This window comes from Allobacillus sp. SKP2-8, assembly GCF_007559355.1.
Lineage (GTDB): Bacteria > Bacillota > Bacilli > Bacillales > Alkalibacillaceae > Allobacillus > Allobacillus halotolerans.
Genome location: NZ_VMHF01000027.1, coordinates 1 through 14,230, shown reverse-complemented (window position 1 = coordinate 14,230; position 14,230 = coordinate 1). Strand labels below are relative to the sequence as shown.

Below are 14,230 nucleotides of genomic sequence, written 5' to 3'. Positions count from 1 at the left end.
GCAATTTTCTTCGGCCATTCGGGGGTATAGAGCCCTTCTATAAGACGTTCCTGCAATTTTCTTCGGCCATTCGAGGGTATAGAGCCCTCCTATAGGACGTTTCTGCAATTTTCTCCGACCGTTCAGGGGTATAGAGTCTTTCCATAGCATTTTCCAAAGATTTTATTAATTTTCTCCATCAAAAAAGCTGGTTTCCCTATATGGAAAACCAGCTTTGCATATTTTATTCAACGTCATATCCTTGATCTTCGATGGCTTCTTTCATCGCTGCGTCTTCTACTTTTGTTTCATCATACGTTACAGCGACATTCCCAGCATCAAGGTTCACTTCTGCTTTCTGAACGCCATCTAATTCTGTTAATGCATTTTCAACAGACATTTTGCAGTGACCACATGTCATGCCTTGAACGTTTATGGTTTGTTCCATTTTGTGCACCTCCCTTTCAAGCTCATTTATCTTTATAATTTCACTCGTTTTAAACGAAGTGAGTTTGTCACAACACTGACGGAGCTTAAGGCCATAGCAGCTCCAGCTACCCATGGGGCTAGTAAACCGACTGCTGCAATTGGGATGCCGGCAGTGTTATAACCGAATGCCCAAAACAGGTTTTGACGAATATTTCGGATCGATGCGTGGCTGATTTTAATTGCTTTCGGTATGAGCAATAATTCGCCACCGAGGATCGTTACATCGGCTGCTTCAATCGCCACTTCGGTACCTGTCCCAATGGCAATTCCAATATCGGCGACAACTAATGCTGGTGCGTCGTTCACGCCGTCACCAACCATGCCTACTTTTTTCCCTTGCAATTGAATTTCTTTTACTTTTTCCGCTTTTTCTTCTGGTAAAACTTCGGCAATGACTTGATCGATCCCTACTTGTTTTGCAATCGCTTGAGCAGTTCGTTCGTTGTCACCTGTCAACATGATGACTTCAAGTCCTTGCTCTTGTAGTTCGCGGATCGCTTCGGGTGCAGTATCTTTAATTGTATCTGCGACTGCAATTGTACCTCGGTATTCTCCATCGATGGCAATCAACATCGCCGTTTTTCCGTCGGCTTCGAGTTCAATTAAGTTTTCTTCATAGTTAGCTACATTTACATTGTGATCCTGCATCAATTTCCGGTTACCGACTAGTATTTGTTTTCCAGTGATGGTTGCTTGAATTCCGTGACCTGGAATCGCGTTGAATTCGTCAACATCTACAAATTTGCTGTCTTGCTCCGTCGCATAAGTGACAATCGCTTCAGCAAGTGGGTGTTCGGAACCTTTTTCAGCGCTTGCTAATAATTGCAAGGTCTCTTCATCACCGGTAAAGTCCGTAACTTCTGGCTTTCCTTTTGTGATCGTACCTGTTTTATCTAACACGATCGCTTCCAATTCGTGTGTTCTTTCTAAGTGTCCGCCGCCTTTAAATAAAATTCCGCTCTCAGCAGCTCGGCCAGTTCCAACCATGATCGAAGTTGGTGTCGCAAGTCCCAACGCACATGGACAAGCGATGACAAGAACTGCAATGGACGCAACCAATGCTGGTTCAAATTGACCTGGTTGGACGAGTGAAATCCATACAATGAATGTAACAATCGCAATGCCAACGACAATCGGAACGAAATAACCTGAAATGACATCCGCCAATCGCTGAATCGGCGCTTTCGATCCTTGTGCTTCTTCAACTACTTTAACAATCGATGCCAACGCCGTATCTTTTCCAACGTTCGTTGCTTCCATTTCGATTGAACCATTTTTGTTCATCGTCGAGCCGATCAATTCAGTTCCTACTTCTTTTTCAATCGGAATTGATTCACCGGTAATCATGGATTCATCTACAGACGTTCGGCCTTTCACGACTTTACCGTCCACTGGTATTTTTTCACCAGGTTTAACGACGAGACGGTCACCAACATCGACTTCTTCTACCGGAATCATTGTTTCTTCTCCGTTCCGGATGACACGCGCTTCTTTCGCCTGCAAGTTCAATAAGGAAGAAAGCGCATTTGTCGTCTGGCTTTTCGCCTTCGCTTCCAAGTATTTACCAAATAAAATTAACGTAATTAAAATTGCACTTGTTTCAAAGTATAGATGTGGTTCATATCCTGGATTTCCTAGCGTTTTAATGGATTCGTACAAGCTATAGAAATAAGCAGCACTTGTACCTAATGCAACGAGCACATCCATGTTTGCGCCGCCATTTCGGAGGTTCTTATACGCACCAACGTAAAATTGCCAACCGATCACAAATTGAACCGGTGTCGCTAAGGCAAACTGGAACCACGGATTCATGAAGATATCCGGGATCGTCATGTTAAATAAATGGACAAACATCGTCATTAATAACGGTGCGGATAAAATGATCGAAATAATTAATTTCGTTTTTTGTTGTTTCAATTCTTTCTCTTTATGAGATTGTTTCTCTTCCGCTTCTACTTTCGTTTTCGCATCATAACCGAGCTTCTGGATTCGTTCAATTAAATTTTGGACATCAACCATGCCAGGGTTATATTCGACAATCGCGCTTTCAGTCGTTAAGTTAACGGACGCTTCGGAGACACCGTCTTGTTTATTCAACACTTTCTCAATGCGGTTCGAACACGCAGCACAAGTCATACCGAAAACATCTAAATCAACTTTCTCGGTGAGTACACCGTAACCGATATGCTCAATTTTATTTGTAATGTCGTCTAAAGACGCTTTATCTGGATCATAGTCAATGGATGCCTTTTCAGTTGTCAAGTTTACTTGAGCTTCAACACCATCCATTTTGTTCAATACTTTTTCAACCCGGTTCGAACATGCCGCACATGTCATCCCGGTTACGCCGATCGTTTCGTGTTTCACTTCACTCATTGTTGTCCCCCCTTATTTGGAAAACTGTCGCATGACACTCAGCAACTCATCGATGGTGTCTTCCCCTTCACCTTGCTTGATCGCATCACTGACACAATGTTTAATGTGGCGCTCGGTGACTGAGTAACCGACATTCTTTAATGCGGATTGAATAGCACTAATCTGCACTAAAATATCCATACAGTACCGATCTTCTTCCACCATCTTTTGAATGCCACGCACTTGGCCTTCTATTCGTTTCAAACGGTTCATAACCGCCTGCTTTTCATCTTGAGTTCTAGGTTTTGCTGGTTTGTCATGTAAAAAATCAGTCATTTTACACCACTTCCTTTTCGTTTATACTTATACCATACCCCCATATGGTATTTAAGTCAATGGAAACGTCTTGAAAAATACTTGCGATATCAATTGGATGAACCGCCTTTTTTCCGATAGTATTTTTATTCAATTGTATCTCCAAAAATAATCTGGACGTAGTGAACAGTCTATGAAACAATACAATTAATTGTTGGAAAAGAGCGTTTCATTTTAATACATAAAACTGATCTATTAGCCGTTGAAGGGAGTTCAAACATGAATGACAAAAAGAATCGAACATAAAGCTGTCGTTGTTGTGATCATGGCAACAGCGTTTTTATTTACGTTTAATCAATTTTTATTAATAACGGGTTACCCGACAATTATGGATGAATTTGGAGTAAACGCCACACAAGTTCAATGGCTCACGACCGCTTTTCTACTCACGACCATTGTTTTCATTCCAATAACGGGTTACTTATCCAATACATTCTCAGCCAAAAGCCTCGTCGTCTTTTCTCTCTCTTGCTTAGTAGTAGGCCTTATTATTGGCGGTTATTCACTGAACTTTGGCATGTTAGTTGCCTCCAGAGTCGTTCAAGCGATTGGTGCCGGGATTATACTCCCATTAGTTCAGACAATTCTATTAAAAGTTTTTCCCTATGAACGACGAGGATTCGCGATGGGCCTGTTAGGTGCAGTCGTCAATGTTGCCCCTGCTTCGGCTCCTTCCCTTTCTGGTATCGTTATCGATTATTTTGGATGGCGCTCACTGCACTGGATATTATTGCCTCTTGTTGGGATTGTACTCGTTTTCGCTATGTTTAAAATGAAAAATGTACTGGATAACCAAGAAGAGAAATTGGACTTTCTCTCGATTGCATTTTCAGCAATCGGATTTTCCGTATTCATTTTTGGCATGAGCCGAATTAGCGTAACGGGCTTCGGCGACCCGCTCGTGATTTTTCCAATGATCATCGGTCTGTTAACGATTATGTTGTTTATCCGTCGTCAATTGCATTTACGATTACCTGTATTGAACATTCGATTAATAAAAAACTCGACTTTTCGTCTCGCATTGATTCTGATTTTCATCAACATGATGTTGCTTTTATCAGCGGAAACCATTCTACCGATGTTTGCCCAGGATGTTCTTGGCGCCAGTGCATTCTTATCCGGTTTTGTCTTAGTGCCTGGTACGATTCTTTTATCTGTTATTACGATCGTTTCCGGAAATCTATTTGACCGGTATGGCGGAAAAATCATTAGTATCATTGGTTTCTCATTTACATTTGTCTCTCTCGTTCTATTAAATACCATTGGCATCGACCAGTCACCGTTTTGGATTATGATTTATTTCTGCTTTTTCATGATGGGCTTTGGTTTAACACTCATGCCTTTAGTGACGTTAGGAATGAATGCGTTAAATGATGCCGATATTCCTCACGGGTCAGCGATCGTTAACACAGTACGCCAATTTGCCATGACGTTTGGAATTGTCGCGCTTACGACCATTATCAGTGTGACGACGGCAACAATGGATGCACCGTATCGAGTTGGCACCTATTGGGGGACAACCTATGCATTTTTAGTGATGGCCTTACTTGCACTGACCGGCATCATTCTTTCGATATTTATCAAAAATAAAGAATAAATATATCTACTAAAAAGCAAGAGGAGATTGCCTTTATATGCATGTTCTCTTGCTGATTATCCCCCTTCTTTACTACTTTTTTGATCAAACTATTTTACATATAGGTAAAATTGCTAATTGTCTAGTCAGTTATTGATATGATATATTTATATTTATTGTAATCGCTTACAACCAACCAGACATACAAGGAGTGACTATTTTGATTACATTTTTACTAGCGATCGCATTACTCATTATTGCTTATTTTACGTACGGAAAATATGTAGAGAAAGTTTTTGGCATTGAGGGAGACCGGCAACCTCCGGCATATTCGAACAGTGATGGTGTCGATTACGTCCCGATGAACAAACAGAAAAACGCGCTTATTCAGTTATTGAATATTGCTGGCACCGGTCCGATTTTCGGTCCGATCATGGGTGCGCTATATGGTCCCGTAGCTTTTTTATGGATTGTTTTAGGATCGATTTTTGCAGGAGCTGTACACGATTATTTAACTGGCATGATCTCTATACGGAATAAAGGAGCTCATATTCCTGACCTTGCCGGAAGATTTCTCGGTAAAATTTCACGTCATTTAGTAAACTTTTTCGCCTTATTATTGCTTTTATTGGTCGGGACAGTGTTCGTTACGACGCCTGCCTCTCTTTTACACAATTTAATTGATGGGCGCGTTGCGTTATTCGTTATTATTCTAGCAATCTTTATTTATTATATTGTATCTACTGTTTTGCCGATCGATAAAATCATTGGAAGAGTTTATCCGTTTCTCGGTGCTGTATTATTAATCGGTACCATTAGTGTTGGCGTCGCACTATTATTCTCAGATTACTCGATTCCGGAAATCTCTGTTGCCAATATGCATCCGAATGATCTACCAATTTTCCCAATTCTATTCTTAACGATCACATGCGGCGCGTTATCCGGATTCCATGCGACACAGTCACCATTGATTTCTCGGACGACACAAAACGAGAAACAAGGACGCTATATTTTTTACGGTATGATGGTAGCTGAAGGTGTCATCGCAATGATCTGGGCAGCTGCTGCCATGAGTCTATTCGATGGTCAAAGTCTAGAAGGGTTAATTGATGAAGGAACTGCTTCGCTTGTCGTGAATGAAGTATCAATGACATTACTTGGTGCTGTCGGCGGAACAATTGCTGTTCTTGGTGCAGTTGTCCTTCCGATTACATCAGGCGATACCGCATTCCGAGCAGCACGTAATATCATTGCAGATTATTTAAGTATCAATCAGGTGAAAATGGTGAAACGATTGGCAATCGCCGTTCCGATGTTCTTCATTTCGTACTGGTTAACAACCATCGATTTCAATATTCTATGGCGCTATTTCTCATTCGCTAACCAGGGTACTGCTGCACTCGCCCTGTGGATCGGTACAATGTATCTTTTCGTGAAGAAGAAAAATTTCTTCATCTCACTGATCCCGGCTCTGTTTATTACCGACATGGTATTGACTTACATTTTATACGATAGCAATTTAGGATTCGGTTTATCCTATCAATCTGCGCATACCGGTGGAATGATCATGACTGTTATCATTACGGTAGCTTTTTTCTGGAAAGGAAACAAAAATCGAAGAGAAAACTTGGTTGTCGATCAAGTCGCTCCATCTTTTGATGATGCAGCATAAATTTAAAACTGACTGGAATATGATTTCCGGTCAGTTTTTTTAATAAATACAAAGTCTTATTTCTCAACCGTTCGGTTTATATTCCACCCACCTGGGAAAATGAATACCATGGATTGCCAACTACTCATCTGTTGGTTGTCTTCAGTCATTCGTCTGAAGATTTTGCATTAAAAATTCTTTCAAAGAGGTGATACAGTGGGAAAAGAGCAAGATCGGAACAAACAACAAGGGAAAAATGAAAAACAGGAGCAACTCAATCAGTATCGTCAAAAAAATACCGGCTCGAATAAAAAGATGACTGACGATACGGGTGCCAAAGTATCCAATGACCGAACGTCACTTAGAGCTGGTAAGCGTGGTCCATTACTATTTGAAGACTTTCATTTTTATAAAAAACAGACCCAATTCAGTAGAGAGCGAATTCCGGAGAAAGTCGTACACGCAAGAGGGTTCGGTGTTTATGGTGAATTTGAAACCTATGAATCAATGAAACATATTACAAAAGCTGATTTCTTGCAGGAAGCAGGACAGAAAACGCCTGTATTTGTGCGTTTTTCTAATTTTGTAGGAAATAAAGGTTCCAAGGACACAGCAGTCGATATTCGAGGATTTGCGGTGAAATTTTATACACAAGAAGGAAACTACGACTCCCTTTCACTACAATTCCCAGTGTTTATTTTGTCAGATGCGATGAAGTTTATGGACGTTACTCACGCAGCCAAACCAAATCCCAAATCGCACGTACCTCAAGCAACCGTTGCCCATGATAACTTCTGGGATTATATGAGCAGTAACCAAGAATCTACACATATGGTCATGTGGTTAATGTCGATGCGCGGTCGTCCAAGAAGCTGGCGTACAATGGCAGGCTGGCCGATCAATACATTCCGCTTCATCAATGAGGAAGGAAAATCAACGTTCGTTCGATTTAAATGGACTCCAAAACTTGGTGTTCATTCATTGCTGTTGGAGGAAGCGAATCTCATCGGTGGAGTTGATCCGGATTTTCACCGACATGACATCATTCGAGCGATTGAAAATGGCGCTTATCCAGAGTATGAGTTAGGTGTTCAGCTTATTGATGAGGAAAATGAGTTTAACTATGATTTTGACATATTAGATGATACGAAACTATGGCCAGAAGAAGACGTTCCAGTTCAGCCGATTGGAAAAATGACGTTGAACCGACTCGTCGACAACTTCTTTGCAGAGGAAGAGCAATCCGTTTTCGACCCAGCAAGCGTCGTTCCTGGAATCGATTTTACGAACGACCCTGTCTTACAAGGTCGGGCTTTTGCCTATAGAGATACAGAGCTGTATCGCCAAAACTCGGCCAATATTAATGACATTCCTGTCAACAAACCGATTGCAGAAAGAAACTACAATAACCGTGATGGTTATCAAAGACACCGAATTGATTCCGACATGGTGCATTATCAGAAAAATGATGTTGCAAATAACACACCTGCTGAAGCTTCAGCTGAGGAAGGCGGCTATGTCAACTATCCTGAAAAAGTCGAAGGTGAAAAAACGAGAGAAGTACCGAGCGATTCATTCAATGACTATTTCTCTCAAGCCAGACTCTTTTGGAACAGCTTATCGACTGTAGAAAGAGAAGATCTGATCAACTCCTTCAACTTTCATATCGGAAAAGTTAAAGACAAAACCATTCGTCAAAAAGTAGTTGATACACTCGGAAACGTCGATACCGAAATGGCGACGGCAATCGCGAATGCAGTAGGTGTCAATCCACCATCTGGTACACATGTGTCCGAGTCGAGATCATCACCTGCACTCAGCATGATGAATTCAACATTCTCTGCTGAAACACAAAAAATAGGTATTATTATCGGCAATGGATTTCAGGATAGCGAGGTAAAAGAGGTCCTAAAAGCATTTGATGAAAATAACGTATTTTATGATTTGATCAGTGAATCGCTTGCACCCGTAAAAGGCTCAAACGGAATGGAAATAGAACCACAGCAAACCTTTACAACTGCGCATCCTGTTCTCTATGACGGATTGTATGTCGTAGGTGGAGAAGCGAAAAAGCAAGACAAGTTCGATAAAGGCGTGAAAAGCTTTATTCAACAAACGTACGAACATTATAAACCAATCGCAGTGTCGAAAGAAGCCAAGACCTTCATCCCGTCAAATGATGAAAATAATTTGTCAGGTGTTTTATCCGCTGACGAATCGACCAACTTTGTGGAAGACCTTCTCGACGCAATCGCGAAGCAACGATTTTGGGATAGAGTTTAACAATTTTTACTACCGGACAAAGGTGAATGGGCCTTTGTCCTGTTTTTTTGATGGTAGGAATTCAACTACTGTAAAAGAATTAGAGCCGCTGATCAAACGGGTGAAGCCGTCGAAAAAAGAGTTGGAGCCGTCGATAAAACGGGTGAAACCGCCGATAAAAGAGCGAAAGCCGTCGAATAATCGTTCGCAGCCGTTGATAAACCGAATCAAGCCGTCGAAAAATCAGTTCCATCCGCTAAATCAGCCATCTTCCAAATAAAAAGAGCAAGAGGAATATGAGCTCTGCACTCACTTTCTCTTGCTCTCTTTAAATCAAAACAACCCAGCCAACAACTCAATCGCTCGTTTGCGTACTTCCAATCCTGGCATGAGCGGAATCAACAGTACTTCATCGGCTTGAAAATCACGAATCAATTGATCGAGCTGTTCTTTAACTCGTGCTGGATCGCCTACAATCATGCGTGTCCGATTTTCTTCGATCGTCGTCATTTCTTCATCCGAATAATTATATGCTCGCGCGGTTTCCACCGACGGATATTGTTTGACATAACTAAAGTTGTCTATTCCGAGTAACCAAAAATCCAAGGCTTCAGCGTACTCCTCCGCTTTTTCGTTTGTTTCGGCGATGACAACAAAAGGTGCAATCGAAACATTAGGTTTCGGCATAAATGGTGACGGCTCAAATTCAGCTCGATACGTTTCGGCAGCTTTAACACCAACTGTAAATTTATCGGTTCCTGGTGCTGGAAACAGGCCAAACGTATAACCGATGCCTAACTTAGCAGCCATCTTCGCACTTTTGACGCTTGTCGATAACACCCACATTTGTGGCACGGTCGGGATTACCGGGTTCGCCGAAATTCCGTTAAAACGATGACTTTCGTTCGCATCGTCATTGAAGTAAACTTTCAAATCAGTGATGCTTTGTTCATAGTTGAGCTTTCCTTGTTTTTTCTCATTCAACGCTTGATTGACAATTTTCGTTCCGATCGTGTTGCCAATCCCTAAATCAATTCGCCCTGGGTAAGCTGCTTCAAGCATGCGAAAATTTTCCGCAACTTTATACGGACTATAATGCGGCAACATCACACCACCTGAGCCAACGCGGATCCGATCAGTCGCATTCGCAATCCGCATCATCATCAGTTCTGGCGAGCTACAGGCAAAAGCAGGCACATTATGATGCTCAGCCATCCAAAATCGTTGAAACCCAAGCGACTCAGCCAACTGTGCGAGCTCGACTGAGTTTTCCAATGCCTGCTTGGCATCACTGCCTTCATCAATTTGTGCATAATCTAAAATTCCTAATCGTACCATGTGCATTCTTCTTTCTTATGTTGTTGGCACTTTTTCACTCATTAAAAAGCTGACAAATTCTTCGGTTGAAATGTTTCCAAAGTAATCACTTAAATCAAACGGCTGTAGAGCTTCCAAAACATCCGCCTTACGTAAACGGACACCCTTTAACGCAGCTTCGATTTCTTTCGTATCTTTTTTCCCGAAAAAATCACCGGTAATTTGTACGTCAGCTATTTTACCTTGCTTCACAACCAAACCTACAGTTATGGTTCCAACCGGGAAGCGCTCGGTCATCTTATATTCAAATTGCTGGAAGCGTCCATAATTCCAGTCCCAATTATGATATTTTTCAGCGGTTAACTGATCGATATTCGCCCAGTCTTCCTTCGTTAATTCGTAGCGCTTCGCCTCACTGACATCATCAATGCCTAACAGCTCACAAAGCATATAATCAGTAAACTCCCAAACGGTCATGTTCTGATATTCCGGTGCTAAGTAAGGGCGAATGGAGCCAACGCGACTACGTACTGATTGAATAGCATGGGATTCGAGCTTTTTCATGTTTGGATTCAACGCAGACACCATCGCCTCATAGTTGGGATCCGTTAACAATGAATAGCCCGCATAAACGCGTCCCTTTTCAACAGTCATCGCTGCGCCGGATATTTTTTTGCCATCAAGGACTAAATCATTTCGTCCCTTTTGTTCAAGCAAGTTTTCATCGACACCTAGTTTTTTCAATGCCTCAATCACAGGTTCGTATAATCGTTTGTAATTCCCGAAAATATCATTTGATTGATTCACGTCAATCAAGAAACAAAAGCTCATATTTCGATCATCGAGATAAACCGCCCCGCCACCTGTCACTCGGCGAACGATTTTAATGCCATGATCGTCCATATACGGTTGATTGACTTCCTCATACGCATTTTGGTATTTCCCAATTTGGACGACAGGATCCATCATATAAGGAAACATCACATCATCATCCAAGAAAATATGATCCTTCACATAATCTTGAATGGCCATGGATACGCCTGGATCATACACCCATTGACCATTTCGTTTCGGTTCAATTAAATACATCGGTCATCCCCCAATGTGAGTTACTTGTTCGCTGCTTCTTGAAAAATCTCAGCAATATCATTATCCAACTGAATCGTTTGCGGACGAATCGCATGTGGAATAAAATATTGCTTTTGATTCATCGTTACAAACAGCGCTTTTTCATTTTCCTCGGTCATTTTCCAAAAAGGATGCTTGATGAACTGTGGTGTTGTATGACCCACGCCAATTTCCAAATAAAGCACCTTTTTATCTTTGTTTTCTTCTAAAAATTGTTCGTAGCGTTCTTTTTGTTCGTGGAAATGGCCATCTTCGACCATCCCCTTCTCCTCTGTCCGCTTATTCACTTCAAGAGGTGCGCCGCATTCCGGGCAGTACGGTACCAACTCTTCCGGCACTTTCATGTCGGATTGTTTCTCAGCCATCTCGCGAATCAATGCTTCATTTTGATACGTTTGTTGGTGACAATGTTTTGTGCACTGCCATAAGCCATATTCGCCTTGAATCCGGAAAACTTTGTCCATATCGTACTCTGCAGCGTAAAACGCATTATCCGCATTTGTCGTAATGACATGATAGTTTTTATCGGCCAACATCTGCTTCAAATCAACATAAGCTTGTCCGACAGGCTGGTCAAAATAGTTTAATAGACAGAATCGACTTTGAAACGCCCAGTATTCTCTTCGGTCCTCAAATTCAAACAGGCTCGCCTGCAGCATATCGAAGAAGCGATATTTTTCTATGAAATCAGGGAATGCATCCGTGAATCGCTTCCCTACATATGTAAATCCCGTCGCTGCAGACATTCCCGCACCGATTCCGACGACGACCGCTTCGGCTTCGTCAATCAGTTGCGTTAAAAGATCTGCTTGGGATAAAGAAGCATCTTGTGTCGATGTTTGCCAAAAAGAGTTAAGCTTTTGCATAAAAATCTCCTATTCGTTCGCTAATAAGTTTTCATATATTGATTGATCTTCTTCAGAAAACACATTAAAGATTACGTTTAATTTAGATTTATATTTTGATAGATACTCTTCCACCGTTTGAATCGCAATCTCGGCTGCCCGCTCATTTGGAAAATTGAATTCACCTGTCGCGATACAGCAAAACGCAATCGTATCCAGTCCTTGTTCATCAGCCAACTTTAAGCAAGACGAATAACACGATGCCAACAGTTGTTCTTTTATTGGGGAAACGCCGCGTTCATCGATGAATGGGCCAACCGTATGAATGACATACGAGGAAGGTAAATTGTACGCATCCGTTATTTTTGCTTTCCCAGCCGCTTCCATCCGACCTTGATTAGTCATGATCTCATGGCATGCCAATCGCAACTGAACGCCAGCCCGCGTATGAATGATGTTATCGATGCAATCATGATTCGCTTGCGTGCACCCTAATAGCCGGCTATTCGCCGCATTCACAATCGCGTCCACCGCAAGCGTCGTAATATCGCCCTTCCACAAATAAATCTGAGGCTGAAGCGGTTTCAAACTTTCTATTCGAGTAATCTTCCGGTCATGATTCCACTCAGTTAAAAAAGCATCTTGGACCTCGATGAATTCATCACTAACTGGTTTGACTTCACGAATATTGCATAAGCCACGAAACAGCTCGAATTTTTCATCCATCGAGTTAAGTTCGGACTGTGCTAACTCTTGTCCATTTGGTTTTTCTTCTAATAGATATCTAATCAAATAATCTAATCTATCTTCTTGATTCAACATAAGTTCTTAAGCGTCTTCCAATTGGTTAAATTCCGCTTCATCTACATCGGAAAGTTTAATTAACCAATTTTCTTCCGTTTTTGCAGAGTTCAATAACGCTGGTTCGCTTACCGCTTTTTCATTACGCTCGACAACTTTTCCGGTTAACGGGGAATAAGCTTCCAAGACCGTTTTTGAAGCTTCTAAATTTAAAATTGGATCATCTTTCTTTACATTGTCTTCATCGACGAATTCAACGAATCCAACCGTTCCGATATCGTCTTGTAATTCTGGTGTCATACTGACTGTATACACATCATCCTGCTTTTCAATGAATAAGAAATTTGCTCTTTTTTTCATGGTAAAGATCCCCCTCTAAGATCGTTAGTTGTTACAATTTCAGTATAACATAATCAGAATTAAAATTTATAAAAGCAATTACCTCTCTATATTTAATATAGAAAACTGATTTAATATCATTTACTTTATTGTAACCATGGCGATTTTGAATAACCCCAACTCTTGATACTCGATGAACCTTTAAATGGATTAGATCCAACCAGTGCTATAAGAGTTCGTTAACTTAATTGGTATGTCGCTATTTCCGTGATTAACTTCCTTCTACTCAATAAAACAAGATAGAACTATATTGATAGCTCTATCCTGAGAGTGTTTAATCACTTTGAAATTTTATCTTATATTTTCATCATATTGTCTACAAAATTCTTCAATTTCATTGCTATTTAAAGTAATACAAAATGCATCACCAGAGGATGTTGTGGCACGACTGGTACCAAGAAGACCAGAATCGAGTACGAAAATCATTTTAAGCATATCTTTATAATGAGGGTTGTCATTTATAATGTAAACTTCTAAACCTGGTTCTATCATGGGGTGAAAGGAGAGTACCTCGTCTTTTGAAGGAATAATTTTTAACCTGTCTATAAAACCATCAAGATCTTCTTTCGGAACATCCCACTTAGGTGATGTATTATGAAATAATCCGTTAAACGTAACAGTCAATTCACAACTATTGAGAGAATTGAACTTTTCAACGGATAAGGATATTTTATTTCCATTTAATTGATAATCAATATCTATTAAATTGAGTTTATACATTATATAAACCAACTTTCTACAAAATTTATTAGTAGGTCCAATAAGACTTTCCAATGTTTTTTCATGTAAGAAACATTATTTATATTTTGTTTAGCATCTAAAACTACTGCATTTGTACCTTTCATCACCACACGAGCACCGGCTGCTGCGTTATGGCACCTTCGACATATAGTTTTGCTTGAACTTCATTAAAGGAAGGTTCATTAATTCTTAAGATTTTTATGTCATTTTTAACTTTATCAGTTTTTTTATTAATAGAATCAATTTCATAATTGCTCTTTTTAAAAATACAAAGACTTCTCCAATGTTTTGAATTGCATTTTTAAAAACAGA

The 14,230-nt window shown here is 40.6% G+C and carries 12 protein-coding genes; 3 read left to right on the top strand and 9 right to left on the bottom strand.

Annotated features, from left to right (window positions below; genetic code table 11):
* Nucleotides 1-223: 223 nt before the first annotated feature.
* Genes copZ through FPQ10_RS12305 form a run of 3 tightly spaced genes read right to left on the bottom strand, consistent with a single transcriptional unit; the run spans nt 224 to nt 3,159 of the window.
* Entirely contained in the window at nt 224-427 is a 204-nt protein-coding gene (copZ, locus tag FPQ10_RS12315; RefSeq protein WP_144163795.1) for a copper chaperone CopZ, read from the bottom strand.
* A 32-nt stretch (nt 428-459) separates the two neighbouring features.
* Complete coding sequence (locus tag FPQ10_RS12310) at nt 460-2,844, bottom strand: heavy metal translocating P-type ATPase (RefSeq protein ID WP_144163794.1); 2,385 nt, start codon at nt 2,842-2,844, stop codon at nt 460-462.
* 12 nt (nt 2,845-2,856) lie between these two features.
* Complete coding sequence (locus FPQ10_RS12305; RefSeq protein WP_144163793.1) at nt 2,857-3,159, bottom strand: metal-sensing transcriptional repressor; 303 nt, start codon at nt 3,157-3,159, stop codon at nt 2,857-2,859.
* Between the two features lie 262 nt (nt 3,160-3,421).
* On the opposite strand from FPQ10_RS12305, the gene FPQ10_RS12300 reads away from it, so the two are divergent.
* The 3 genes from FPQ10_RS12300 (at nt 3,422) to FPQ10_RS12290 (ending at nt 8,708) form a co-directional block, all read left to right on the top strand.
* Complete coding sequence (locus tag FPQ10_RS12300; protein ID WP_144163792.1) at nt 3,422-4,795, top strand: DHA2 family efflux MFS transporter permease subunit; 1,374 nt, start codon at nt 3,422-3,424, stop codon at nt 4,793-4,795.
* Nucleotides 4,796-4,994: 199 nt separating this feature from the next.
* On the top strand, nt 4,995-6,446 hold the full coding sequence (locus tag FPQ10_RS12295; protein ID WP_144163791.1) for a carbon starvation CstA family protein: 1,452 nt from the start codon (nt 4,995-4,997) through the stop codon (nt 6,444-6,446).
* Nucleotides 6,447-6,641: 195 nt separating this feature from the next.
* The gene (locus FPQ10_RS12290) at nt 6,642-8,708 is read left to right on the top strand and encodes a catalase (protein WP_144163790.1); all 2,067 of its coding nucleotides are present in this window, start codon (nt 6,642-6,644) and stop codon (nt 8,706-8,708) included.
* 312 nt (nt 8,709-9,020) lie between these two features.
* Here the strand turns inward: FPQ10_RS12290 and FPQ10_RS12285 are convergent, their stop codons facing one another.
* The 6 genes from FPQ10_RS12285 to FPQ10_RS12260 all read right to left on the bottom strand — a co-directional run bounded on the left by FPQ10_RS12285 (nt 9,021) and on the right by FPQ10_RS12260 (nt 13,897).
* Complete coding sequence (locus FPQ10_RS12285) at nt 9,021-10,025, bottom strand: LLM class flavin-dependent oxidoreductase (RefSeq protein WP_144163789.1); 1,005 nt, start codon at nt 10,023-10,025, stop codon at nt 9,021-9,023.
* 15 nt (nt 10,026-10,040) lie between these two features.
* A complete protein-coding gene (gene lplA, locus FPQ10_RS12280) occupies nt 10,041-11,093 on the bottom strand; it encodes a lipoate--protein ligase (RefSeq protein ID WP_144163788.1) in 1,053 nt (350 codons plus the stop codon).
* Between the two features lie 20 nt (nt 11,094-11,113).
* The gene (locus FPQ10_RS12275) at nt 11,114-11,998 is read right to left on the bottom strand and encodes an SIR2 family NAD-dependent protein deacylase (RefSeq protein WP_144163787.1); all 885 of its coding nucleotides are present in this window, start codon (nt 11,996-11,998) and stop codon (nt 11,114-11,116) included.
* Between the two features lie 9 nt (nt 11,999-12,007).
* A complete protein-coding gene (locus tag FPQ10_RS12270; protein ID WP_144163786.1) occupies nt 12,008-12,799 on the bottom strand; it encodes a protein-ADP-ribose hydrolase in 792 nt (263 codons plus the stop codon).
* 6 nt (nt 12,800-12,805) lie between these two features.
* Nucleotides 12,806-13,138, bottom strand: a complete 333-nt coding sequence (locus tag FPQ10_RS12265) for a glycine cleavage system H family protein (RefSeq protein ID WP_144163785.1) — start codon at nt 13,136-13,138, stop codon at nt 12,806-12,808.
* Between the two features lie 330 nt (nt 13,139-13,468).
* Nucleotides 13,469-13,897, bottom strand: coding sequence for a hypothetical protein (locus FPQ10_RS12260; protein WP_144163784.1), 429 nt, complete (start codon nt 13,895-13,897; stop codon nt 13,469-13,471).
* Nucleotides 13,898-14,230 lie beyond the last annotated feature (333 nt).

What these genes read in the sequence shown, in the direction of transcription:
- FPQ10_RS12260 (WP_144163784.1), bottom strand. Translation starts at nt 13,897, where the DNA reads ATGTATAAACTCAATTTAATAGATATTGATTATCAATTAAATGGAAAT.
- FPQ10_RS12305 (WP_144163793.1), bottom strand. Translation starts at nt 3,159, where the DNA reads ATGACTGATTTTTTACATGACAAACCAGCAAAACCTAGAACTCAAGAT.
- FPQ10_RS12270 (WP_144163786.1), bottom strand. Translation starts at nt 12,799, where the DNA reads ATGTTGAATCAAGAAGATAGATTAGATTATTTGATTAGATATCTATTA.
- copZ (WP_144163795.1), bottom strand. Translation starts at nt 427, where the DNA reads ATGGAACAAACCATAAACGTTCAAGGCATGACATGTGGTCACTGCAAA.
- lplA (WP_144163788.1), bottom strand. Translation starts at nt 11,093, where the DNA reads ATGTATTTAATTGAACCGAAACGAAATGGTCAATGGGTGTATGATCCA.
- FPQ10_RS12275 (WP_144163787.1), bottom strand. Translation starts at nt 11,998, where the DNA reads ATGCAAAAGCTTAACTCTTTTTGGCAAACATCGACACAAGATGCTTCT.
- FPQ10_RS12300 (WP_144163792.1), top strand. Translation starts at nt 3,422, where the DNA reads ATGACAAAAAGAATCGAACATAAAGCTGTCGTTGTTGTGATCATGGCA.
- FPQ10_RS12265 (WP_144163785.1), bottom strand. Translation starts at nt 13,138, where the DNA reads ATGAAAAAAAGAGCAAATTTCTTATTCATTGAAAAGCAGGATGATGTG.
- FPQ10_RS12310 (WP_144163794.1), bottom strand. Translation starts at nt 2,844, where the DNA reads ATGAGTGAAGTGAAACACGAAACGATCGGCGTAACCGGGATGACATGT.
- FPQ10_RS12285 (WP_144163789.1), bottom strand. Translation starts at nt 10,025, where the DNA reads ATGGTACGATTAGGAATTTTAGATTATGCACAAATTGATGAAGGCAGT.